At 37.7% G+C, this 25,061-nt stretch carries 20 protein-coding genes and 3 pseudogenes; 12 read left to right on the top strand and 11 right to left on the bottom strand.

Annotation, left to right across the window (positions count from 1 at the left end; all coding sequences use genetic code 11):
• Nucleotides 1-138: 138 nt before the first annotated feature.
• The 5 genes from V3224_RS17160 to uvrA all read right to left on the bottom strand — a co-directional run bounded on the left by V3224_RS17160 (nt 139) and on the right by uvrA (nt 6,283).
• On the bottom strand, nt 139-825 hold the full coding sequence (locus V3224_RS17160) for an acyltransferase family protein (RefSeq protein ID WP_334471988.1): 687 nt from the start codon (nt 823-825) through the stop codon (nt 139-141).
• Between the two features lie 39 nt (nt 826-864).
• On the bottom strand, nt 865-1,542 hold the full coding sequence (locus V3224_RS17155; protein ID WP_334471986.1) for a sulfatase-like hydrolase/transferase: 678 nt from the start codon (nt 1,540-1,542) through the stop codon (nt 865-867).
• 134 nt (nt 1,543-1,676) lie between these two features.
• Nucleotides 1,677-2,603, bottom strand: a complete 927-nt coding sequence (locus V3224_RS17150) for a sulfatase-like hydrolase/transferase (RefSeq protein WP_334471984.1) — start codon at nt 2,601-2,603, stop codon at nt 1,677-1,679.
• A gap of 221 nt (nt 2,604-2,824) precedes the next feature.
• The gene (locus V3224_RS17145) at nt 2,825-2,959 is read right to left on the bottom strand and encodes a phenolic acid decarboxylase (RefSeq protein WP_334471982.1); all 135 of its coding nucleotides are present in this window, start codon (nt 2,957-2,959) and stop codon (nt 2,825-2,827) included.
• A gap of 456 nt (nt 2,960-3,415) precedes the next feature.
• A complete protein-coding gene (uvrA, locus tag V3224_RS17140; RefSeq protein WP_334471980.1) occupies nt 3,416-6,283 on the bottom strand; it encodes an excinuclease ABC subunit UvrA in 2,868 nt (955 codons plus the stop codon).
• 265 nt (nt 6,284-6,548) lie between these two features.
• On the opposite strand from uvrA, the gene V3224_RS17135 reads away from it, so the two are divergent.
• The 7 genes and pseudogenes from V3224_RS17135 to V3224_RS17105 form a co-directional block, all read left to right on the top strand.
• The gene (locus tag V3224_RS17135; protein WP_032116167.1) at nt 6,549-7,088 is read left to right on the top strand and encodes a single-stranded DNA-binding protein; all 540 of its coding nucleotides are present in this window, start codon (nt 6,549-6,551) and stop codon (nt 7,086-7,088) included.
• A gap of 187 nt (nt 7,089-7,275) precedes the next feature.
• Nucleotides 7,276-8,148 carry an IS982 family transposase gene (locus tag V3224_RS17130; RefSeq protein ID WP_334467716.1) on the top strand — a complete coding sequence of 291 codons (873 nt, stop codon included), beginning with the start codon at nt 7,276-7,278 and terminating at the stop codon, nt 8,146-8,148.
• Nucleotides 8,149-8,525: 377 nt separating this feature from the next.
• Nucleotides 8,526-8,894 (top strand): hypothetical protein, encoded by a 369-nt coding sequence (locus tag V3224_RS17125; RefSeq protein ID WP_334471977.1) that lies wholly within the window; start codon nt 8,526-8,528, stop codon nt 8,892-8,894.
• A gap of 246 nt (nt 8,895-9,140) precedes the next feature.
• A complete protein-coding gene (locus tag V3224_RS17120) occupies nt 9,141-10,115 on the top strand; it encodes an IS701 family transposase (RefSeq protein ID WP_334471975.1) in 975 nt (324 codons plus the stop codon).
• Between the two features lie 2 nt (nt 10,116-10,117).
• Entirely contained in the window at nt 10,118-10,966 is an 849-nt protein-coding gene (locus V3224_RS17115) for a HEPN domain-containing protein (protein ID WP_334471973.1), read from the top strand.
• Nucleotides 10,967-11,071: 105 nt separating this feature from the next.
• Nucleotides 11,072-12,280 (top strand): IS256 family transposase, encoded by a 1,209-nt coding sequence (locus V3224_RS17110; RefSeq protein ID WP_334471971.1) that lies wholly within the window; start codon nt 11,072-11,074, stop codon nt 12,278-12,280.
• A 36-nt stretch (nt 12,281-12,316) separates the two neighbouring features.
• Nucleotides 12,317-13,176 (top strand): annotated as a pseudogene (locus V3224_RS17105) (carbon starvation CstA family protein); the annotation flags it as partial.
• Nucleotides 13,177-13,360: 184 nt separating this feature from the next.
• Here V3224_RS17105 and efp read toward each other — a convergent pair.
• On the bottom strand, nt 13,361-13,927 hold the full coding sequence (gene efp, locus V3224_RS17100; RefSeq protein WP_334471969.1) for an elongation factor P: 567 nt from the start codon (nt 13,925-13,927) through the stop codon (nt 13,361-13,363).
• A 44-nt stretch (nt 13,928-13,971) separates the two neighbouring features.
• On the opposite strand from efp, the gene epmB reads away from it, so the two are divergent.
• Complete coding sequence (epmB, locus tag V3224_RS17095; protein ID WP_334471967.1) at nt 13,972-14,994, top strand: EF-P beta-lysylation protein EpmB; 1,023 nt, start codon at nt 13,972-13,974, stop codon at nt 14,992-14,994.
• 61 nt (nt 14,995-15,055) lie between these two features.
• On the opposite strand, the gene V3224_RS17090 is transcribed toward epmB, so the two are convergent.
• From V3224_RS17090 to V3224_RS17075, 4 genes are all read right to left on the bottom strand, one after another.
• Nucleotides 15,056-15,397, bottom strand: coding sequence for a DUF4156 domain-containing protein (locus V3224_RS17090; protein WP_334471965.1), 342 nt, complete (start codon nt 15,395-15,397; stop codon nt 15,056-15,058).
• A 744-nt stretch (nt 15,398-16,141) separates the two neighbouring features.
• Entirely contained in the window at nt 16,142-17,779 is a 1,638-nt protein-coding gene (gene groL, locus V3224_RS17085) for a chaperonin GroEL (protein ID WP_334471963.1), read from the bottom strand.
• A 47-nt stretch (nt 17,780-17,826) separates the two neighbouring features.
• The gene (locus tag V3224_RS17080; RefSeq protein WP_032116137.1) at nt 17,827-18,120 is read right to left on the bottom strand and encodes a co-chaperone GroES; all 294 of its coding nucleotides are present in this window, start codon (nt 18,118-18,120) and stop codon (nt 17,827-17,829) included.
• Between the two features lie 170 nt (nt 18,121-18,290).
• On the bottom strand, nt 18,291-18,794 hold the full coding sequence (locus V3224_RS17075; RefSeq protein WP_334471959.1) for an FxsA family protein: 504 nt from the start codon (nt 18,792-18,794) through the stop codon (nt 18,291-18,293).
• A 383-nt stretch (nt 18,795-19,177) separates the two neighbouring features.
• On the opposite strand from V3224_RS17075, the gene aspA reads away from it, so the two are divergent.
• Both aspA and V3224_RS17065 read left to right on the top strand, forming a co-directional pair.
• Nucleotides 19,178-20,602 (top strand): aspartate ammonia-lyase, encoded by a 1,425-nt coding sequence (gene aspA / locus V3224_RS17070; protein ID WP_334471957.1) that lies wholly within the window; start codon nt 19,178-19,180, stop codon nt 20,600-20,602.
• A 134-nt stretch (nt 20,603-20,736) separates the two neighbouring features.
• Nucleotides 20,737-21,291: pseudogene (locus V3224_RS17065) on the top strand (anaerobic C4-dicarboxylate transporter family protein); the annotation flags it as partial.
• 18 nt (nt 21,292-21,309) lie between these two features.
• On the opposite strand, the gene V3224_RS17060 reads toward V3224_RS17065, so the two are convergent.
• Nucleotides 21,310-22,284, bottom strand: a complete 975-nt coding sequence (locus V3224_RS17060) for an IS701 family transposase (protein WP_334471955.1) — start codon at nt 22,282-22,284, stop codon at nt 21,310-21,312.
• A gap of 68 nt (nt 22,285-22,352) precedes the next feature.
• Here V3224_RS17060 and V3224_RS17055 point away from each other — a divergent pair.
• Both V3224_RS17055 and V3224_RS17050 read left to right on the top strand, forming a co-directional pair.
• Nucleotides 22,353-23,120: pseudogene (locus V3224_RS17055) on the top strand (anaerobic C4-dicarboxylate transporter family protein); the annotation flags it as partial.
• Nucleotides 23,121-23,284: 164 nt separating this feature from the next.
• Complete coding sequence (locus V3224_RS17050) at nt 23,285-25,045, top strand: protein-disulfide reductase DsbD (RefSeq protein ID WP_334471953.1); 1,761 nt, start codon at nt 23,285-23,287, stop codon at nt 25,043-25,045.
• Nucleotides 25,046-25,061: the final 16 nt, after the last annotated feature.

Genomic DNA, 25,061 nt, shown 5'->3' with positions numbered 1-25,061 from the left:
AGATTAATCCACTCTTTGAGCCGGTATAGATAAGTATTGCCGTTGAAATACAGACTATCAAGGCATAATAGTTTGGGTACCCCGATAATATATTTTTATAACTTGCGATATAGAATAAGCCTACTAAGGCTAATAGACTTAATATATTGATAATATAAATATTGCTTTTTTATTATTCTTAGATGACGGTATTAAGGATAACGTAGCGCCTGTCATAAACTCAAAAATTCTAGATATTAAAAAGTAATAACTCTTATTTTCATCATAATGGGATGACCACAAAGCGATAAGAAATGCGCTTATAGTTAACATAACCAGTATAAATATAATGGTATTTTTGTTTTTAATTTTATGCAGAAAATAGAATGTAATCGGGAAAATTAAATACCATTGCCACTCAATAGCTAATGACCAGGTATGTAGTAATAATAAAAAATTAGCATCTTGAACAGCATAGCCCGTTGTTGCTCTTGAAAAATATTGATTTGATAATAGAAGCGTGGTGTATTTTTCACTTATTGCAAAATCAATAAAATCTTCAGGTAAGTAGAAGATGATTGCGAGCACTAAAGTAAAAACAATAAGCGCTAATAACGGTGGCTGTAAACGCCACAGCCTTCGTCTATAAAATTCACAGAATGAAAATTTATCGTTATCAATAGCGTTTTTCACTATTGAAGAAATTAAAAACCCTGAAATAATAAAAAAGATATCAACGCCAATAAAATCCGAAGGGAAGATATTTAAATTTCCATGAAAAAGAAGAACGAAGATGATGGCTAAAGCTCTTAATCCATCTATGTCTGAGCGATATCTTATTTGCATACATTATAAACCAGAATGTTTTATCATAAACAAAAACTATTACTCTATATCTGAAAAGGCCACAACATCTTCATTTGCGGTTAAGATCCGATCATATTCACGTTCTTTTGTAAGCGTACTTTTATCAATTCCATAACCAAGAAGTTCCGATAAAATATACTTATTCATTAAACCACTTAGATATCCGTTTTTATTGCGAAAAGATTCAATAAACTGACAGTTATATTCAGGATTAGTAGATTTATACATAAACGGTATAAGATATTGCTCTCTACCTTTTTTTAATCCATGCCCGACGTTAACAACCTCGCCATGGTCAGATGTATAAATTAAATTATAATTAATTTTCTTTTCGTTAATGACATTGAATATATCATTAACAATCCGGTCAGTATGATGAATAGTCAAATCATATTTTTCGGCTTTTGGTAATGCTTTTTTATCTATTTCATCATAGTTATTATACGGCTTATGATTACCAAAGAGATGAATAACAATAAATCGTTTTTGAGTGTTATCTGATAAAATTTCGGATAATAGTTCTACTAATTTATTGTCATTATAATTAGTGAGTTTTATATGATCACTTTTTTTAGCAATGAAGCCATATCTAGAACCGTGAGTCCCTTCAATTTCTTGAGAGCCTAACCAGTAAGTTTTATAGCCATTGTATCTCGCCATTTCGACGATGGATTTATTGTGTTTTAAATTATACACGAGTTTCGCACGGGCATATAAAATTCTAGAAATGGCTTCAGAACAATAATTAATCTGTAACTTGCTAAGACGTATAAATTTACTTAAATTACAATAAGTTATTTTTAATTTATGAGATTTTTTCTATTTATATATTATGCTGAATTAAACTTAAAAATAGAGCGTTTTTTTATTGGTGCGAAACTCGTGTTATATTTATTTTCTGGCGTGTGAAATGCCAGGGTCATTGATACGGAATCTCGGGTTATCGGTGCACTGGAATGAACATTATTGACTATACAGGCATCTTCTGTAGAGAAGATTTTTGCCATATGAGGAGTTGTATTTAAAGGATAACCATATGCGCTGTAACGTGAGAATAATGAGGACTCTCCCATAATCAATATAATATTTTTATTATCGTTGTTTTTCTTTGAGACTATGGAATTGTTTAATTTCTCTATTTCACGGGTATCTGAATATTCGCTATCACCATATGAGGCAATGAGTAAATAAGCTGCATCGCCAAACACTAAAGGTATTTTATGATGTAAAAAAACACCAAGCTCTCTTTTATCTTCTTTGATATTAGGAATCAATCTGTATTCATCTTTTATGTCAACAAGCGTTAATGCAATAGTTAAAAAAGAGAAAAGTAGCGTTATATATAAAAATGAACGATTACTACTTAAGTGTTTTTTTACTTTAGCTAGAAAGAAAAATAAGGCTATTGTTAAAATCAATGAAGGTAAAATTAACTGTAAAAATAATCCATATAACATCAATAATACTTCTTTTATGTTGGTCTCAAGCATTGATTGAAGCACGGATATTGTCACATTACCGTTAGAGTATAACGCATATATAATTTTTAAATTTATTAAAAATAAAAGAAATATCCCGATGAGCTTTTTTATTTTGCTATTATTAATAATTAATACAAAGGTTATTAAGAGAATAGTAAAAGTAGATACATGAGGGACTCTAGAATCTTCTTCAAAAACAAGAATATTCAGAAGTATCGATACTAAAAATATTAATAGCAAAATTATATAGTTAAGATTATTTTTTATCTTTTTCATATATTTCAATTTTTATAATAACAAATTAGCCCCATTTAAGGGGCATCATATTAGCAGCGTTGGAGGAAGTTGTTAACCTTTAGTTGCTCGTTAATGGTTTTGTCTGAAATAGCGGTTTTGTTCTTGGTAGTGTGGTAAAGATAGCACATTAGGGGTGGAAAAATAATTTGTACATAATTGTGTATATAAAAATAAATTAAAATGAATTTATTCTAATTAACTTATTGATTATTAATTTTTAATTTGAAATTAATGTCATTTTTTATGTAAATTTCATGCTGCCAACCGTTTTCATAAGTATATATGAGATGTTTGCCAACCAAATTAGTTAAATCATGCTTTTCAAAATTGTTCATTTTTCACTCTCTTTTGGTGGGTGTTAACTAAAGTATTTATTAATTTTTTGACCAGAAAACGCAATTACTTAATAAGGTAATTTTTGTTTTAACAGAATCTAATAGCAACTTAATTAGCGATAGTGCAACACGGTAATAATAGCGTTTGCTAAAATTGTGCAGTAAGACGCTGTTTATATTTAACACTTGAAATTGTGGATAAAAAAGTAAGGTGAAGAAGAAAAAATCAGCCTAAGATTATTCTTGCTGAAAATTCGCTCTTATTATTAACTTTTTGTTAATAATAGAATAGATGGAGAATTTTTGCATTTATGCCATCAAAAACAGCAGCCAAACCGATTATCAGCATGGAACTAGCATAAAAAAGAATTTCTTATTATCAAATATTGCACTTTGATTATTGCTCAACAATACTGTTGAGCAATATTGTTCCCGGCAGCTGCGCCGGGCTATTTTTCAATTTTGATAGCGGAAATTACTGCTGATTAGTAACCGCGTTCGTTTTAGGATCGGTTTTAAAAATTGAGCAGTATGTGATTGCTTACATTTGACTATCTGCTCGGGTGTACCGGCAAATAAAATCTCACCACCACCACTACCGCCTTCAGGCCCCAGATCAACGATCCAGTCGGCGGTCTTAATCACATCTAAATTGTGTTCAATAATCACAATAGTATTGCCCTGATCACGGAGTTGATGTAATACATGCAACAGTTGTTGAATATCAGCAAAATGTAAACCGGTAGTTGGTTCATCGAAAATATAGAGCGTTTGGCCGGTACCGCGTTTGGAAAGTTCGCGAGATAACTTAACCCGTTGTGCTTCACCACCCGATAAGGTTGTTGCGGATTGACCTAAACGAATATAGGAAAGTCCAACGTCGATCAATGTTTGCAATTTACGCGCTAACGCTGGAACCGCAGCAAAATATTCACGGGCTTCCTCAATGGTCATTTCTAATACTTCGTGAATATTTTTACCTTTATATTTGATCTCTAACGTTTCACGATTATAGCGTTTACCCTTACAGTGATCACAGGGAACATAGACATCGGGCAAAAAATGCATCTCAACTTTGATCACGCCATCACCCTGGCAGGCTTCGCAGCGACCGCCTTTGACATTAAAACTAAACCTTCCTGGTGTATAACCCCGCGCACGAGACTCGGGTACGCCGGCAAATAATTCACGTACTGGCGTAAATACGCCAGTGTAGGTGGCTGGATTGGAACGTGGTGTTCTGCCAATCGGGCTTTGGTCAATATCAATCACTTTATCGAAATACTGTAAACCTTCGATATCGGTGTAAGGTGCTGGAGTGGCATTAGTAGCTTTATTTAATTGACGCTGAGCAATAGGAAATAACGTATCATTAATTAGAGTTGATTTACCTGAGCCGGAAACGCCGGTAATACAGGTAAATAAGCCAACAGGCAACTCCAGCGTGACATTTTTTAGATTATTACCTTGTGCACCAATCAGTTTCAGGGTTTTTTCTGCATCGATAGCTACTCGTTTAGGCGGGATGGCGATTTTACGTTCACCACTAAGGTATTTACCGGTTAATGAATCTGGATTGCTAATAATATCGTCCAGGTTGCCTTGAGCAACAATGCGTCCTCCATGTATGCCGGCGCCTGGGCCGATATCGATAATGTGATCGGCAGCACGGATCGCATCTTCATCATGTTCCACCACTATAACCGTATTGCCTAAATTACGTAAATGCAGCAGAGTCTGTAACAACCGGTCATTATCTCGTTGATGTAAACCAATTGATGGCTCATCCAATACATACATGACGCCAACTAAACCGGCACCGATTTGGCTTGCCAGCCGAATGCGCTGTGCTTCGCCACCGGATAATGTTTCAGCTGAGCGGGAAAGAGACAGGTAATTTAATCCCACATTGACCAAAAATTTTAACCGATCGTTAATCTCTTTCAGAATTTTTTCCGCAATTTGTGCCCGTTGCCCACTGAGCTGCAATGTTTGGAAAAATGTCATCGCATGGCCGATACTAAAATCGGAAATTTCAGGCAGGGTGGTATTTTCAATAAATACATAACGGGCTTCTTGCCGTAAGCGGGTGCCATGGCAAGCAATACATGGCCGATTATTGATATATTTTGCCAATTCCTCGCGCACCGCCATCGACTCGGTTTCTTTATAGCGACGCTCCATATTATGGATCACCCCTTCAAAAGGATGGCATCTGACAGTAACATCACCGCGATCGTTTTGATATTTAAATTCAATCGCTTCTTTGCCGGAGCCATATAAGATCATTTGCTTGATCGATGGTTCTAACGAACTAAACGTGGCTTCAACATCAAATTTATAGTGTTTAGCTAACGACTGTAGCATCTGGAAATAATAAAAATTACGGCGATCCCAACCACGAATTGCCCCGCCAGCTAAAGAAATTTCCTCATTTTGGATCACGCGTTCTGGATCGAAAAATTGTTGTACTCCGAGCCCATCACAGGAACTACAGGCACCCGCTGGATTGTTAAAAGAAAACAGGCGCGGTTCTAACTCGCTCATGCTATAACCGCAGACAGGGCAGGCAAAATTAGCGGAGAAAACTAATTCGGTTGCCTGGTTGTCATCCATATCAGTGATAACTGCAGTACCACCTGATAACTCAAGCGTGGTTTCAAACGATTCAGCTAGTCGTTGTGCCAGGTCAGCGCGAACTTTAAAACGATCAACCACCACTTCAATGGTATGTTTTTTATGTAGTTCTAATTTAGGTGGATCGGATAGATCGCATACTTCACCATCAATGCGGGCGCGAATATAACCTTGGGCTGCCAGATCATCCAGTAGCTTGATATGTTCACCTTTACGTTCTTTAACTACCGGTGCTAGCAACATTAGTCGCTTACCTTCAGGCAGCGCCAGGACATTATCAACCATCTGACTAACGGTCTGGGCAGCTAACGGAATATCGTGATCTGGACAGCGGGGTTCGCCGACACGGGCAAACAATAAACGTAAATAATCATGGATTTCGGTAATGGTACCTACCGTTGAACGTGGATTGTGTGAAGTGGATTTCTGTTCAATTGAAATGGCTGGTGACAGCCCTTCAATATGATCAACATCCGGTTTTTCCATTAAGGATAAAAACTGCCGAGCATAGGCAGACAGTGACTCAACATAACGGCGCTGACCTTCTGCATACAGGGTATCAAATGCCAGAGAAGATTTTCCTGAACCTGATAACCCAGTAATAACAATTAATTTATCGCGAGGAATAATTAAATTGATATTTTTTAAATTATGGGTGCGCGCACCCCTGACTTCAATGTTATCCATATACCACATCCCGGATGAGAACATATTCAAACAATAAATAAAACGTTTTATTATTACACAATTTTGGCTGAATGAATATACAGTACAGTATAGGGAGTCATATTCTGCAATTTAATAGCCAAACTTGAAAAAATTTAGCAATATTGCAGTATAATTTTCTAAGGCGTTTCGCAAAGCGCAATGGCAACGGTTTGGTTTGCATATTCAATAACGTGTTAGCATGTTAAACTAGCAATATTAAAAATTAATTCATTAGGAGTAGAGAATGGCCAGCAGAGGCATTAACAAAGTCATACTTATCGGCAACTTGGGACAAGATCCTGAAATTCGTTATATGCCAAATGGTGGTGCGGTTGCGAATCTTACTCTGGCAACCTCTGAAAGTTGGCGTGATAAGCAAAGTGGTGAAATGCGGGAAAAAACAGAATGGCACCGCGTTGTGATCTTTGGCAAGCTGGCGGAAGTGGCAGGTGAATATTTGCGTAAAGGTTCACAAGTTTATATAGAAGGCTCACTACAAACTCGTAAATGGCAAGATCAAAATGGCCAGGATCGCTACTCTACCGAAGTGGTGGTGAATATTGGTGGCACCATGCAAATGTTAGGTGCGCGTGGCGGCTCACAAGAAGGCATGCCACAAAATAATCCAGCGGGTGGTTGGGGGCAACCACAACAGCCGCAACAGCCACAACCAACTCAGCAGTTTAGTGGTAACGCGCCAGCGCCTGCTGCCCATTCCGGTAAAACTGCTCCAGCTACACCAGCTGAGCCACCCATTGATTTCGATGATGATATACCGTTTTAAAAAATACATAGAGTTATTTGTTAAATTTCAATCTGTAAGCCCCGTGATTCGGGGTTCTCCTTTATTTATAACCTGAGTTCGGGATAAGAAATAAAGAGAAAGTCTTGATATTCAAATAGTTGAATGAGCCTGTTTTGTTAAAATACTCTAACAGTCTGGTTAAAGAGTAGAGCATTGTTAAACAATTATGGAAAATCTTACTGAACTTTATTGCCTGATGGATGATTTTTGCAAAGACTTCGAGCCAAAAATGCATGAATATTTGCTGACTAACGGTACTAAGCGTCGTAGACGGTCTACTCAGCTTTCGTTGGCGGAAATGATGACACTGGTTGTGTTGTTTCATCAACTCCGATTCAGGCAATTCAAGGTATTTTATCTCTATTATGTCCGCTTATATCTCCGGAAGGAATTTCCTAACTTGCCATCCTATTCACGCTGTGTAGAGTTACTTCCGCGTAGTGCCTTAGCGTTAACGGCACTGTTTGAGTCAATTAAGGGAAAATGCACGGGGCTATCGGTTGCCGATTCTACTCCGATAGCGGTGTGTGATAACTTACGGATCCGCAGACATAAAGTCTTCAATGGGATAGCTGAACGGGGAAAAAATTCAACAGGTTGGTTCTTTGGTTTCAAGCTTCATGTAATTATCAATCATTTGGGGGAAATACTCAGTTTTCGACTCACACCAGGAAACACCGATGATCGGAAACCATTGCCTGAGCTGACAAAGGATCTTTCTGGTTGTTTGTACGCAGATAAAGGGTATTTATCGGCTTCACTGAAACAGCAACTCAAAACGATGGGAATTAGCCTTATAACGAATATCAAGAAGAAAATGAAGCCTATTAAACAGACTTGTTTCGACAAAGCCATCTTGCGTCATCGTTCTGTCATTGAAACGGTATTTGATGAGTTAAAAAATCTTTGTCAAATAGAGCATACGCGACATCGCTCTCCGGCTAACTTTGTAGTGAATTTATTAGGCGGACTGGTTGCATATTGTTTAATGCCATCTAAACCAAAGATACCTGTTGCAGGTACGTATCTTCAAGTATAATTGATAATGCTTATCCCGAACTCAGGTTATTTATAAATGTAATATCCACTTGAGAACTTTTTGGTTATCAGCCAAGTTTGTGATAAGTGTGAAATTAAAAAAATTATTAGCCTCGCTTTTGCGAGGCTTTTTGCTATTTGCTATCAAGGAGTTGATTGGTGAAGTTTTACGTTATTGATGATGCTTAGATAAAATATTTAAAAAGTTGCGATGAGAAAGTGTGAGAGATCAAAGAAAGACCGTATATTGGTGTTGTGTTTGAGGTAAATGGAATAGTTTAGTAATTAAAATAGCAACGTTAAAAAATAAATAGATGCTGGGGAAGTAGGAAATATGCCAGCCCAATATACAAAATTAGATTTTAAAAGGGGTATATTGTGAGAATTGAAGAAGAATACAAAAAAATTGGCTATTTTTGGCTACCGGGAAATGGAGAAAAGAATATCCCCGGCATATTATCAATCAGCGATGGTGGAAAAATTGAGTTAGAAATCGCAGGTCTTTTCGATGAGGGTGCGAAATCTTTCCTGGAAAACATTAACATAGATAGAATAATAGGCCATGTTGAACATGATGGCCTAGTAACTCTTGATAACTGTTTTTATATTAAAAAAAGCTTCCCGTTTGGAGGTATCTCAAAATCAAAAATTTTTGTTCATCGAATGTTAAGTGGGGCAGCTTGGGATCAAAATGAGGCCGTAACATTTAATACTTTTTCCTTTGCAGTAGACTGCCTGGATGAATGAATTGGGAGCAGTGGAATAAATGTAGATCACGACTGGAAAGGCAAGACCGCAACGATTAGTTATAACCCTCCTGAAAAAATAAGCTTTATTCTTGATAATGGAATGAAGCTTGAAATTTGCTTCACATATACTCTTCCTTGTTTTCCAAGTTTAAAAGAGGCAAAGATCACTCAGAGACACGAGTTTCACAATCTCCAAAAAAGAAGTATAAATTTAAAAACAAGAAAAAATCAGGGTGTTCATATTTTGTCGGGTTATCCATGTATTAAAGATATCTATAAAACATTCTTACAAGTAAGCAGTTTAAGATACTCTGGTTTAGCGTTATCAGAAGTAAGCCCATCGCCTTTATCTCATGACACTGTTAGCCGATGGCTAAAAAGTAGATGTTTTAGACCTAAAGACCTATGGCGATTAGTTGAACCTTCTATAGACAAAAAAAGCCCTTGCGTACTAATTGCCGATGATACATTGATTGCCAAAACACGTAGTAAAAAAATAGTGATGGTCCATTATCAATATTCAGGTAATGAACATGATGTTATTGCTGGCATAGGTTTAGTTAATTTGCTTTGGCATGATCTGACGAAGGTTGAATCAATTCCTATCAATTATCGTATTTATGATAAAGATTCTGATGGAAAAACAAAAAACACGCACTTTTCCGAAATGCTCACTCTTGCTAAAAAAAGAGGGATCATGCCAGAAGCCGTAGTGATGGATGCTTGGTATTCTAGCCTGGATAACCTGAAATCAATTCGCTCTCATGGTTGGATCTGGGTAACCACGCTGAGGAAAAATAGGATTGTTAACCATAACAAACAACTGAACAAGTTAGACATCTCAGAAGAAGGAACGTCAATACACTTGCGAGGATATGGTTGGGTAACCGTTTTCAAATTTACAGCCAAAAACGGCCGTATTGATTACATAGTAACAAACAAAGAGAATCACACCCGTCAATACGTCAAATCTATCATGGATGCCCGTTGGTCTGTTGAAGTTTATCATCGAGAAGTTAAACAAAACTGTGGTATTGAACGCTGTCAGGCTCGCACGAGCCGAGCGCAAAGAAATCATATTTTTCTCGCTATTTCTGCGTGGTTTGAACAACATAAACGTCGTATATCTGAAAAAATAACCCTTTATCAACAAAATTGGGACGTAATCAAAAGTGCTATTACTGAGCAAATCCGTGTTTTATTAGCGTACCCAAATTAGTTTTGTGCGAAACTCGTGAGAGAGCTTATTTTAAGCTTGAATCAGAAGAGTTGCTTGATCTGAACGACTTTACAGCTGTTGCTTTTAAGATTACCCACCTTATGTGCTTTGCCATGGATGACGTTGTTGCTATGAAAAACGTTTCAGCAACGTCATGCGAAATACCACGTGATCTTGGAGATGGTAAACAAGACTCTGTTCCAATCAAAATCTATTATCAAAGTATTCCATATTCTGAAAAAGTACCCAAACGAGATTCGCATGACATGCTATTTAATTATGGTGCTATCAAGGATAAGGCTCATCAAGTATTCAACAATTGGATAAATGCTTATGAATATTTATCTCCTGCATTTGGTTTATATTTCTCAACTAAAATGGGGGCTCGAAAATACCTTGATGGTAAGTTTTTAGCTTTTGCACAAGGGTTGGAAATCTTTCATAGAAGAACTAGCGATGAAAAGTTAATGGAGCCAGAAGTTTTTGAGTCATTGGCAGTGTGCCCAGATGATCATATTGACTGGTTAAAAGGCAGATTAATGCAGGGAAATGAAATTAATCTACGTAAAAGGTTAAAAAGGCTTATTGAGCCGTTTAAAGAGCATCTTGGAACAAGTGAAGAACGAAATAAGTTTATAAGAAAAATTGTAGATATGAGGAATTATTTGACTCATTACAATGAAAACTTAGAAGGTGAATTTGTTAAGGAACGAAATCTCTATATTCTCTGTTTAAAAATGGAATTTATATTAAATTTACACTTTTTGAACGTTATTGGTTTCACTGTTGATGAGGTTAAAAAAATAGTTAAAAATTGTGAACCACTGAAACGAAAATTACAAAAAAATTAATAAATAAAGCACTGACATGCAATGGAGCTGCGCGAGCCTGTACATAAATTTGTGTAATTGCCTGATTTTGATATGTTCAATCCAGCATCAAATGAAGGTTAATTTATGGACGAAAAACAATTGCAGGCTCTGGCTAATGAATTGGCCAAAAATCTCAAAACCCCTGACGATCTCAGCCAGTTCGATCGTCTGCTGAAGAAAATCAGCGTTGAGGCGGCTCTCAACGCCGAAATGTCCCACCATCTGGGCTACGATAAAAATCAGCCCAAACCGGGTGCCAACTCCCGCAACGGCTATTCCACAAAGACCGTTACCACCGGCGATGGTCCTCTGGAACTACGCACTCCGCGCGATCGTGACGGTTCTTTCGAACCGCAACTGGTGAAGAAAAACCAGACCCGGATCTCCGGGATGGATAACCAGATTTTATCGTTGTACGCCAAAGGGATGACCACCCGCGAGATAGCGGCTGCGTTCAAAGAACTGTATGACGCGGATGTCTCACCGGCGCTGGTCTCGAAGGTCACCGATTCCGTGATGGAGCAGGTTACCGAATGGCAAAATCGCCCACTGGATGCAGTCTATCCTATTGTTTATCTTGACTGTATCGTCCTGAAGGTCCGGCAGGACAGTCGCGTCATCAATAAATCCGTGTTTCTGGCCCTGGGTATCAACATCGAAGGTCAGAAAGAACTGTTGGGTATGTGGCTGGCCGAAAACGAGGGCGCGAAGTTCTGGCTCAGTGTGCTGACAGAACTAAAAAACCGTGGTCTGAACGATATCCTCATCGCCTGTGTCGACGGTCTGAAAGGCTTTCCGGACGCCATCAACACCGTGTATCCGGAAGCCCGCATTCAGCTGTGCATCGTGCATATGGTGCGTAACAGCCTACGGTTCGTCTCCTGGAAGGACTACAAAGCCGTCACACGCGACCTGAAAGCCATCTATCAGGCTTCCACGGGAGAAGCAGGCCAGCAGGCGCTGGAAGCGTTCGCCAGCGCATGGGACAGCCGCTACCCGCAGATAAGCCGGAGCTGGCAGACAAACTGGGCCAACCTGGCGACGTTCTTCGCTTACCCGGCAGACATCCGCAAGGTGATCTACACAACGAATGCCATAGAGTCGCTGAACAGCGTGATCCGGCATGCCATCAAAAAGCGTAAGGTGTTCCCGACGGATGACGCAGTGAAAAAGGTGGTGTGGCTGGCAATCCAGGCGGCGTCACAGAAATGGACAATGCCGCTGAGGGACTCGCGTATGGCGATGAGCCGCTTTATTATCGAGTTCGGTGACCGCCTGGACGGTCACTACTGAGAAAAGGCATTTACACAGAATCGTGTACAGGGTCGTAGCTGGGGATTTCATATTACACCAGAAACCCTAATCAACATTGCTAACGAAGTTGGAGAACAATCTATTATTTCAAGAGCCGGTGGGGCACCAACCCTGGCTGTTGGGATGGCTTATCTACTACATAGTGCATTTAGCGGCTTACTCAATGTCTCTTTCTGGTACCATTTCGCGATCTTGTTCGAAGCGTTATTCATTTTAACCGCTGTCGACGCTGGAACAAGAGCTGCACGCTTTATGTTGCAAGATTTATTAGGTGTTATATCACCACCGCTAAAAAGAACTGATTCATTACTTGCCAATGTTATTGCCACAATACTTTGTGTGTTAGCGTGGGGATATTTTCTTTATCAAGGTATAGTAGATCCATTAGGCGGTATCAATACATTATGGCCACTGTTCGGTATTGCCAATCAGATGCTAGCAAGTATGGCGTTAATGCTCTGCACCGTCGTTTTATTCAAAATGAAACGACATATTTATGCTTGGGTAACCCTATTACCACCTGTTGGCTGATCATTTGTACGATGACAGCGGCTTGGGAGAAAGTATTTAGTAAAAATAGTAGTATCGGTTTTTTGGCCATTGCCAACAAATTTCAGTCGCTGATTAACAGCGGTAATATTCCGCCACAATATAACCAATCTCAGTTAGTGCAATTAGTTTTTAATAATCGTGTCGATGCAGGATTGACCAGTTTTTTTATGATCACGGTGGTGATTTTAGCATTGTTTTCAATCAGAACGATTTTAAGCGCGCTCAAATCAGCCACTCCAACCAGCCGTGAAACACCCTACTTAGCAATAGCGGCAAATGATAAGAACATTATTGTGAATCCACAGCGAATTATTAATACCTAAGTCCTAAATCACTAATGGCTAATAGAAAACAGATAAATCAATAGCTAAGATAATAGAAAATATTGAGGAAACAATAATAGCCTGAAATTTTCAGGCTATTATTAGCAATAAAAAATAATGCTCCTATCACTCCATTCATTGTTAACAAACAACCTTTAATTAAAAGCGATAGATTAGCTAAATATTATTTCACCCGAGAAACATATTCACCGGAGCGGGTATCAACTTTAATTACCTCACCAATTTGAACGAATAGCGGAACTTTTACCACCGCACCGGTACTTAATGTTGCCGGTTTTCCGCCCGTACCTGCGGTATCCCCCTTTAAACCCGGATCGGTATCAACCACTGCCAGTTCAACAAAATTCGGTGGCGTGATAGCAATAGGCTGTCCATTCCATAATGTAACAATGCAATCAGCTTGATCGATTAACCATTTTGCATTATCACCGACCGCTTTTTCATCAGCAGCTAGTTGCTCAAAAGTCTCATTATTCATAAAATGCCAAAACTCACCATCACTGTATAGATAGGTCAAGTTCAGATCCATAACATCAGCACTTTCGACAGAATCAGTTGACTTAAATATTTTTTCTAATAACTTATTAGAAATTAATTTACGGATCCGTACGCGAGCAAACGCTTGTCCTTTGCCTGGTTTGACAAATTCGCTTTCCACAATTGCACAAGGCTTGCCATCTAACATGATTTTAAGACCTGAGCGAAATTCATTGGTACTATAGGTAGCCATAGAAATCCTCTAAATTTTTTAAGTAAAAATGGCATAGCCAAAAAATGTTTAATATTGTAACTCAAAAAAGCCCTGCCAGAGAAGTCTGGCTACAACAACTTGCAGAAGCTGTCACTGATCCTGACGAATTGCTACGATTACTGTCACTACAAAATGATCCGGAATTGCGTGCTGGAAGTGCTGCTCGTGCTTTATTTCCGCTGCGCGTACCTCACCCTTTTATTGCAAAAATGCGGATCGGTGATGCCAATGATCCCCTTTTACGCCAAGTTATTACGCTAAAATCTGAATTTAATATTACGCCAACATTTTCGACTGACCCGTTAAATGAGCAAAATAGTCCAATTCCAGGATTATTACATAAATATCAGGATCGCGTCCTACTATTAGTTAAAGGAGGTTGTGCCGTTAATTGCCGCTACTGCTTCCGGCGTCACTTTCCGTATGAAGAAAACAAAGGCAACAAACAAAATTGGCAGACTGCATTAAATTATATTCAACGCCATACTGAGCTTAATGAAGTTATTTTTTCAGGCGGCGATCCTTTGATGGCAAAAGATCATGAGTTAGATTGGCTGATGTCACAGTTAGAAACTATCCCTCATATCAAACGGCTTAGGATCCATAGCCGATTACCGGTGGTTATTCCTGCTCGCATTACCACAACACTTTGCCAACGTTTCAATATTTCTCGATTACAGATTATTATGGTGACTCATATCAATCATGACAACGAAATTGACAGTGAGTTTAGTCGCGCGATGGAACAGTTAAAACAGGTAAGTGTTACCTTATTAAATCAAAGTGTACTTTTGCGCGGTGTGAATGATAATGCTGACTGTCTCGCTAAATTAAGTAATAAACTGTTTGAAAACGGCATACTACCTTATTATTTACATCTATTAGATAAAGTCCAAAGTGCCGCGCATTTTATGGTAACGGATGAAGAGGCTCGCATCATAATGAAAGAACTGCTTACCCGTATCTCAGGCTATCTGGTACCGAGATTAACCAGAGAAATAGGTGGAAAATTGAGTAAAACATCGATTGACTTACAATTACAATAACAATTTAGCTACATGATAAAACGCATGATCCTATATTATTCAGGATCATGCTTAGCATGCGTTATGGACACTTATAAACTTGTCCTATCATTTTACTGTCAGTAGGAATAAAACTCGAGAGTAACGTTTCCGTTGGGCTATTAGCGCCATAAATAACATTACCTCCCATCTCAGCAACTTTATTGCGTAAATCATTTGCTGCGCCACGCAGTGAACTAGACTCATTATTTACGCCACTAAGCCAATTACTTTGGATGCCGGTAATCGACCCTAAATGCCGACATTCACTTCCAGGCTGGGCATTAACGAAACGAACTTTTTCACCCGCGGTAGTAATTTTATTGGTTGTTGAACAGCCAGCCAAGACAAATAGTGTGGCACCAAGCAATACTTTAATTCGCATGTTGTTCCTCATTTACTTTTAGCTATACATTAATATCAACGCTTACATTACCGAATTTTTTTGCCAAATTAAGCTTATTATCAATAACAACATAATATCCAACCAAATAGTTTGGCCATCAATCTTTTATACCAGCGTGTTAACAATATTTTACCCTATTCTAGTAAATATACTCGGTTAAATCATCTTATGTGAAAAAATAGACTTAAAGCCAATAACCAGCCGCTAGCAAACCCTTACACGAGTTTTGCACGGGCATATAAAATTCTAGAAATGGCTTCAGAACAATAATTAATCTGTAACTTGCTAAGACGTATAAATTTACTTAAATTACAATAAGTTATTTTTAATTTATGAGATTTTTTCTATTTATATATTATGCTGAATTAAACTTAAAAATAGAGCGTTTTTTTATTGGTCACGAGTTTCGCACAGGCCTATAAAATTCTAGAAATGGCTTAAAAGTAATGATTAATCTGCAAGTTACTGAAATGCATAAATTCACTTAATTTACAATAAGTTATATTTAATTTATAAGGTTTTATCTATTTACATATTATGCTGAATTAAACTTAAAAATAGAGCGTTTTTTTATTGGTGCGAAACTCGTGTTGGTGCGAAACTCGTGCCTTAATGAAATCAAATTGCAAACAGATAAAAATTTGATAATAAAAAACCCCGAGTCAAAAGTTAAACTCAGGGTTCTTCTCGTGATAAGGATAACGATGTTAGGATTTTAATACCTTACATCATACCACCCATACCACCCATACCAGCAGCAGCACCTAGATCAGCTTTATCTTCTTTTGGTAAATCAGTTACCATAGCTTCAGTTGTGATCATAAGACCAGCGATTGAGCCAGCAAATTGTAAAGCCGAACGAGTAACCTTAGTTGGATCCAGAATACCCATGTCAAGCATGTCGCCATACTCTTCAGTTAAAGCGTTATAACCGTAGTTGCCTTTACCTTGTTTAACATTGTTAACAACTACAGCTGATTCTTCGCCCGCATTCTCAACAATTTGGCGCATAGGTGATTCCATCGCGCGAAGGGCGATATCAATACCAACTTTTTGATCTTCGTTGTCACCTTTCAACTTATCTAATGCAGCTGCAACACGAACCAGAGCAACACCGCCGCCAGCAACAATACCTTCCTCTACGGCTGCACGAGTTGCATGCAACGCATCATCAACACGGGCACGTTTCTCTTTCATTTCAACTTCAGTCGCAGCACCTACTTTAATCACCGCAACACCGCCTGATAACTTGGCAATACGCTCTTGTAATTTTTCACGATCATAATCGGAGGTTGCTTCATCACGTTGTTGCTTAATTTGTTCGATACGGCTTTTAATCGTGCTTTTTTCACCGATACCATCAATAATAGTGGTGTTATCTTTGTTAATAACGATACGTTTCGCTTGACCTAAATCTTCTAGAGTCGCTTTCTCCAACTCCATACCGATCTCTTCAGAGATAACAGCACCTTTGGTTAGAATAGCAATATCCTGCAACATGGCTTTACGGCGATCACCAAAACCAGGGGCTTTTACCGCAGCAACTTTTACAATACCACGTAAGTTGTTTACCACCAATGTCGCCAGGGCTTCACCTTCAACATCTTCAGCAATAATCAACAACGATTTGCCTGCTTTAGCGACAGCTTCCAATGCAGGTAACAATTCACGAATATTAGAAACTTTTTTATCTACTAACAAGATATAGGCATTTTCTAATTCGACAGAGCCCGCATCTGGCTTATTAACAAAATAAGGAGACAAATAACCACGATCAAATTGCATACCTTCAACAGTAGCTAGTTCATCTTCTAAACCGGAACCTTCTTCAACGGTAATAACGCCTTCTTTGCCAACTGCTTTCATTGCTTTAGCAATTAATTCACCGACGGTTTTATCAGAGTTAGCCGAAATCGTACCGACTTGTTCAATCTCTTTATTATCAGCACACGGTTTAGATAATTTTTTCAATTCTTCAACTGCCGCAGAAACCGCTTTATCAATACCGCGTTTTAAATCCATTGGGTTCATGCCGGCAGCAACCGCTTTTAAACCTTCGCTAACAATCGATTGAGCGAGTACTGTTGCTGTGGTTGTGCCATCGCCTGCTGCATCATTCGCCTTAGATGCAACTTCTTTTACCATCTGGGCACCCATATTTTCGAATTTATCTTCTAATTCGATTTCACGCGCAACAGACACACCATCTTTAGTAATTGAAGGTGCTCCGAAAGATTTATCCAGAATTACATTACGGCCTTTCGGACCTAAAGTAACTTTAACTGCATCAGCAAGAATACTCACTCCACGAAGCATTTTTGCACGGGCGTCAATCCCAAATTTTACGTCTTTAGCTGCCATTGTTTCTTTCCTTTAAATTCATTCATTCTGAAGATCTAAGCGAGAAATTATTTTTCAACAATTGCCAGAATATCGCTTTCTGACATAATCAATACTTCGTCGTTATCAATCTTTTCTGTCTTCACGCCATAGCCGTCGTTAAAAATAACAGTATCGCCAACTTTCACATCTAACGGTTTATTTTCACCATTTTCTAAAATGCGACCGTTACCAACAGCTAGCACTTTGCCTCGAGTTGACTTACCAGCCGCAGAGCCCGTCAAAACAATGCCTCCAGCAGATTTAGCTTCAACTTCTTCGCGCTTGATGATAACCCGATCATGCAATGGACGTATCTTCATTAATAGATCTCCTATAAATAAAATCCATATAAGGTAAATAAGGATGATACTAGTATGTCTTATTAAACCAGTACCCTGTTTGACGAAATGGGGTCAATTAAAATCAGTTCAAGGGGGTATACAAAAAATTTTTCATTTTTTCTTTCTACTTAAAAACAAAATCGTTAGTATTATTTATCATCATGATATTCTTTTTTAGAAAATTTGTCTTCATGTTTAATGCTGTTTGATGGAGAATCAGATTTTCTATCAAATTCGCCTTCATAGGTATGCCCTTTTGAAGAACGGTTAAAATTATCGTTAGCTGCCCCGGCAGAATAAAAATGAATATGCGGCATAAGCTTCACGACTATCAGTTTTTGGATCGGAGAAAATAGTAGTAACAAACCTAAAAAATCCGTAAAAAAACCGGGTATGATTAACAGAATACCTGCAATCACTAAGGCCACATTCTTAATCATCTCCTCGGCCGGATTTTCACCGTCAGCTAATTTTTGACGTATTAACAATAAGTTCTTAATTCCCTGACTTTTTACTAAAGAAATTCCAAGGCATGAAGTTAAAACGACCAATATTAAAGTGGTTAATACACCTATGCTCTCAGCAACTCTAACAAAAATAACTGCTTCGATATAAATTAACAGGCATAAAAGTATGAATGGAAACCAACGCATACAATTCTCCTAATATTTGCTAATAAAACGCTAGCCTCTTGACTTAGCAAGATAAATTTTCTCAAAAAAATGAATATCACAATATTTGCTTTATAAGCCGATAATACCTATATGATGCAGATCTATCATACATTTTTCAATGATAAAAAATTTTAATGTTTTTAATGGGTTATGTGAATGTGATCACACATATCATATTTAATCCACTAAGATGCATATATAGTATTCCATATTTATGACAATACCACTATTTCGGAATATATATCACGGTTATAATTAAAATCTTAGTTATTAATTTCAAATCTGACGTTAATATAATCCATTTTTACTATTACATTACATATTCAGTTAGTAAATCGCTATTTAATTTTAAGAAGGTTTGTATGTCTAAAAGTATCCGTTCTGAAGAAGACCTATTAGGTAAACGAGATGTACCTGCTGAAGCCTATTATGGTATTCATACATTGCGTGCGATCGAGAATTTCTATATTAGCGACCGAACTATTAATCATGTACCCGAATTTATTCGTGGAATGGTAATGGTAAAAAAAGCAGCGGCAATGGCAAATAAAGAACTAAAAACCATTCCACAAAAACAAGCAGATGCGATTATTAATGCCTGTGACCAAATTTTAGATAAAGGCAAGTGCATGGATCAGTTTCCAGTAGATGTCTTTCAAGGGGGAGCCGGTACATCATTAAATATGAATACTAACGAAGTCCTGGCTAACATTGGTCTTGAATTAATGGGACATAAAAAAGGTGAATACCAATATTTAGATCCCAATGACCATTTAAATAAGAGTCAATCAACTAATGATGCCTATCCAACCGGCTTTCGAATTGCGGTTTATAACTCTATTACTAATCTAATTAAATCAATTACCCTACTTCAAGAAGGTTTTGAACAAAAAACCAACCAATTTAAAGATATTCTTAAAATGGGTCGCACCCAATTACAAGATGCGGTTCCTATGACAGTAGGGCAAGAATTTCATGCATTTGCTACATTATTAAAAGAAGAAATAAAAAATTTACACCGCGCTAGTGAATTATTACTTGAAGTCAATCTTGGTGCAACCGCAATCGGAACCCGAGTCAATACCGCTGCCGGTTATCAAGAATTGGTGGTAAAAAAATTAGCTGAAGTAACAGGATTGCCCTGCATTCCGGCAGAAGATTTAATTGAAGCAACTTCCGACTGTGGTGCTTATATTACAGTACATGCAGGATTAAAACGCTTAGCAGTTAAACTATCAAAAATCTGTAATGATCTTCGCCTACTCTCTTCCGGCCCTCGTGCTGGTTTAAAAGAAATCAATCTACCCGAACTACAAGCGGGTTCATCTATTATGCCTGCTAAAGTCAATCCTGTTATCCCTGAAGTGGTTAATCAAGCATGCTTCAAAGTTATTGGCAACGATACTTGTGTTACTATCGCAGCGGAAGCAGGACAATTGCAATTAAATGTGATGGAGCCGGCAATCGGCCAGGCAATTTTTGAATCTATTTCATTAATGAATAATTCTTGCCGTAATTTACTGGAAAAATGCATTAACGGTATTACCGTCAATAAAGAAATATGCGAAAAATATGTTTTTAATTCGATTGGCATTGTCACTTATCTTAATCCATTTATCGGTCATCATAATGGCGATATCGTCGGTAAAATATGCGCTGAAACAGGTAAAAATGTTAGAAAAGTAGTATTAGAGCGAGGTTTACTAACAGAAGAACAATTAGACGATATTTTCTCTGTTGAAAATCTAAAAAATCCTCAGTATAAAGCGAAACGCTTTGATGACTAAATTAGCATGTTAACAATAAAAATTAATTCGTCTTAATTTTTAAGGCACGCTCTCTGCAAAGAAGCGTGCCTTTTACTTTATGCATATACAAAAAACAAACAAAATATTATCAATTACTTTAAGGAGTAAACATTATGTTAGCCGTAGAATTTATTATTGTTCTGCTGGCCATCTTTCTGAGAGCTCGACTAGGAAGTATCGGTATAGGCTTTGCTGGCGGTCTTGGCGTCTTGATGCTGGCAATTTTAGGTGTTAAACCAGGAACAATACCCTATGATGTTATTTCCATTATTATGGCTGTTATCGCCGCTATCTCGGCCATGCAAATTGCCGGTGGATTAGATTATTTGATTGATCAAACAGAAAAATTACTTCGTAAAAATCCTAAATACATTACCATCTTAGCACCAATCGTTACCTATTTTCTGACTTTATTTGCAGGTACAGGTAATATTTCATTGGCAACTTTACCGGTTATTGCAGAAGTTGCTAAAGAAAATGGTATTAAACCCTGCCGGCCCTTATCAACAGCTATTGTTGCGGCACAAATCGGCATCACTGCATCACCGATTTCAGCTACTGTGGTCTATATTGCTTCGGTTATGGAAAATCCGGCTATGGTTATTAAACCCATTAGCTATATTAGCTTACTAGCGATTCTCTTACCGGCAACTTTTTTAGCTATTTTACACGAGTTTCGCACAAAACTAATTTGGGTACGCTAATAAAACAGGGATTTGCTCAGTAATAGCACTTTTGATTACGTCCCAATTTTGTTGATAAAGGGTTATTTTTTCAGATATACGACGTTTATGTTGTTCAAACCACGCAGAAATAGCGAGAAAAATATGATTTCTTTGCGCTCGCCTCGTGCGAGCCTGACAGCGTTCAATACCACAGTTTTGTTTAACTTCTCGATGATAAACTTCAACAGACCAACGGGCATCCATGATAGATTTGAGGTATTGACGGGTGGGATTCTCTTTGTTTGTTACTATGTAATCAATACGGCCGTTTTTGGCTGTAAATTTGAAAACGGTTACCCAACCATATCCTCGCAAGTGTATTGACGTTCCTTCTTCTGAGATGTCTAACTTGTTCAGTTGTTTGTTATGGTTAACAATCCTATTTTTCCTCAGCCTGGTTACCCAGATCCAACCATGAGAGCGAATTGATTTCAGGTTATCCAGGCTAGAATACCAAGCATCCATCACTACGGCTTCTGTCATGATCCCTCTTTTTTTAGCAAGAGTGAGCATTTCGGAAAAGTGCGTGTTTTTTATTTTTCCATCAGAATCTTTATCATAAATACGATAATTGATAGGAATTGATTCAACCTTCGTCAGATCATGCCAAAGCAAATTAACTAAACCTATGCCAGCAATAACCTCATGTTCATTACCTGAATATTGATAATGGACCATCTCTATTTTTTTACTACGTGTTTTGGCAATCAATGTATCATCGGCAATTAGTACGCAAGGGCTTTTTTTGTCTATAGAAGGTTCAACTAATCGCCATAGGTCTTTAGGTCTAAAACATCTACTTTTTAGCCATCGGCTAACAGTGTCATGAGATAAAGGCGATGGGCTTACTTCTGATAACGCTAAACCAGAGTATCTTAAACTGCTTACTTGTAAGAATGTTTTATAGATATCTTTAATACATGGATAACCCGACAAAATATGAACACCCTGATTTTTTCTTGTTTTTAAATTTATACTTCTTTTTTGGAGATTGCGAAACTCGTGTTTTACTTATGTCATTCATTATTTCTTGGTGCTTTGATTCTAAACTGGCTAATGATCGCATTTATCAACAACGTTTATCCGCCGGATTAATTGAATTAAGAGGTTGTCAGTCTAAAAAAATTAAAGCTGGCGCGAAAAAGTCAGTGTTATTTTTTCTGCTAGGTGTCATATATGTGGTTATTTATGCCATGATTAATAGCCCCAGTCTTGGTCTAATTGAAACACCACTAATGAATACGACCAATGCAATTTTGATTATTATGTTAAGTGTAGCGACCTTAATTACACTAAGTTGCCATGTTAAAACAGATGCTATCTTAAATTCTAGTACCTTTAAAGCAGGTATGAGTGCCTGTATCTGTATTTTAGGCGTAGCATGGTTAGGCGATACTTTTGTCCAGGCTAATATTCAGTGGATAAAAGCCACTGCCGGTCAACTTATTCATAATCATTCATGGATGCTAGCGGTGATATTTTTCATCTGTTCTGCACTACTCTACTCTCAGGCTGCAACGGCTAAGGCGCTAATGCCAATGGCGCTTGCTTTAAACGTCAGTCCATTAACCGCCATTGCCTCTTTTTCTGCGGTTTCGGGTCTCTTCGTTTTACCAACCTATCCAACATTAGTTGCCGCTGTTCAAATGGATGACACCCGTACGACTCGCATTGGTCGCTTTATGTTTAATCATCCATTTTTTATTCCTGGCACTATTGGTGTTTGCCCATCTGTCCTTTTCGGTTTTTTGTTTGGTAGCATCATCCTTTAATGTTAGAAAAATCTGATTCAAGGACCTAAAGTCCTTGAATTTTTATCGTAACAATCAATATTCTTTAAACAAATTAGCCACTAAAACTTTTCCAATCGATAAACAGTAGGTTATAGTTCAATAATTATCTTATTTTAAACTTAACAGCTATTTTTAAATCTATTATGCAGAGACGTGTTTATGTTTTAAGCTTATTACTAATACTGTGTGGGACATTCATTTTATCAACCGCAGCATATGCTATTTTTGAAAAAGGAGGAATGAATCAATTGCTCTCTGCTGATCAAGCCTTCGTGTTTGATTTTGAACAAAAAGACAACAAATTGATAGTGAACTGGCAAATACAGCCCAGCTATTATCTCTATCAAAAACAGATAAAATTCCTTCCCAATCATGCCAAGCTCGGTAAATATCAATTACCAAAAGGAAAATATCATGAAGATGAATTTTTTGGTAAAACAGTTGTTTATTTTAATAATTTAGTTATTAATATTCCTATTATCAGTGCCACAGACCAAGCCAATATTGAAGTGAGATATCAAGGGTGTGCAGCTGCCAGCTACTGTTATCCACCAGAAACAAAAATTATTCCACTTAGCTCCGTCATTGCCACCAAAAAATCGCTAGCCACCAGTAAATTTGTTCAACCAAACGCTAACTCGTCAGCGAAAAAAGCGACTAGCGGAAAAACAGAGCAACCTTTTTCACCTTTATGGGCACTGCTATTCGGTATTGGTGTTGCATTTACTCCTTGCGTCTTACCGATGTACCCTTTAATTTCAGGTATTATATTAGGTAAGCAAAGACCCAAAAGTTTAATAAAAATTTTTTGGTTAGCTTTTAGTTATGTTCAAGGAATGGCTCTCACTTATACCCTATTGGGGCTAATTGTTGCAGCGGCCGGTTTATCATTTCAAGCCGCACTTCAGCACCCCTATGTTTTGATCATAATTTCCGTTCTGTTTATTCTGCTGGCATTTTCGATGTTTGGTTTTTATAACCTACAGCTACCATCTTCACTGCAAACAAAACTGATTAATTGGAGCGACCACCAAAAAGCAGGATCTTATTTTGGTGTATTTATTATGGGCGCACTAGCCGGACTTATCTGTTCTCCCTGTACCACAGCGCCCCTCAGTGCTATTTTGCTTTATATTGCCCAAAGCGGAAATCTGTTAATCGGAAGTCTAACACTTTACCTATATGCATTAGGTATGGGGCTGCCACTTATTGGCATAATATTATTTGGCCATCGACTACTTCCTCGTAGCGGCCCTTGGATGCAATATGTTAAAGAAGCGTTTGGCTTTGTGATCTTAGCGTTACCCATTTTCTTACTCGAGCGGATTTTTGGCGAGATCTGGAGTCTTAGGTTAAGCAGTTTATTGATAACTGCATTTTGTATATGGGTGTTCATTCTATTACTTAAGAAACATAACGGCTGGGCGCGGATTGGACAGATCTTATTTTTACTATTAGCTATCATAGCAGCCCAGCCGCTACAAAATGGAGTTTGGCAAATACCAGCCATATCAAAACCACAAGACCATATGGATTTAAAATTTAAACAGGTAAAAAATTGGCAAGAAATCAAACAAGCAATAAACAATAATACTAGCAAAATAGTTATGCTTGATTTTTATGCTGATTGGTGTGTCGCCTGTAGGGAGTTTGAAAAATATACCTTTAGTGATCCCAAGGTCAAAAGTAAACTGGATAATATGTTATTACTGCAAGCCAATGTGACAGAAAATAATGCTGAACAAAAATCTCTTTTACAATATCTCGATGTCTATGCATTACCCACCATTATTTTCTATGATGATAAAGGCATCGAATTACCTAATTCAAGGGTTTATGGTTTTATGAATAGCAAAATGTTCTATCAGCATTTAGAACAAATTACGCAACGGCAAGGGAAATAAACATGCAACGTGAGTA

It is taken from the genome of Arsenophonus sp. PmNCSU2021_1 (assembly GCF_036919435.1).
In the GTDB taxonomy this organism is placed as follows: Bacteria; Pseudomonadota; Gammaproteobacteria; order Enterobacterales; family Enterobacteriaceae; genus Arsenophonus; species Arsenophonus nilaparvatae.
The sequence above is the reverse complement of the archived record's forward strand: the minus strand, read 5'-3'. Positions and strand labels throughout refer to the sequence as shown.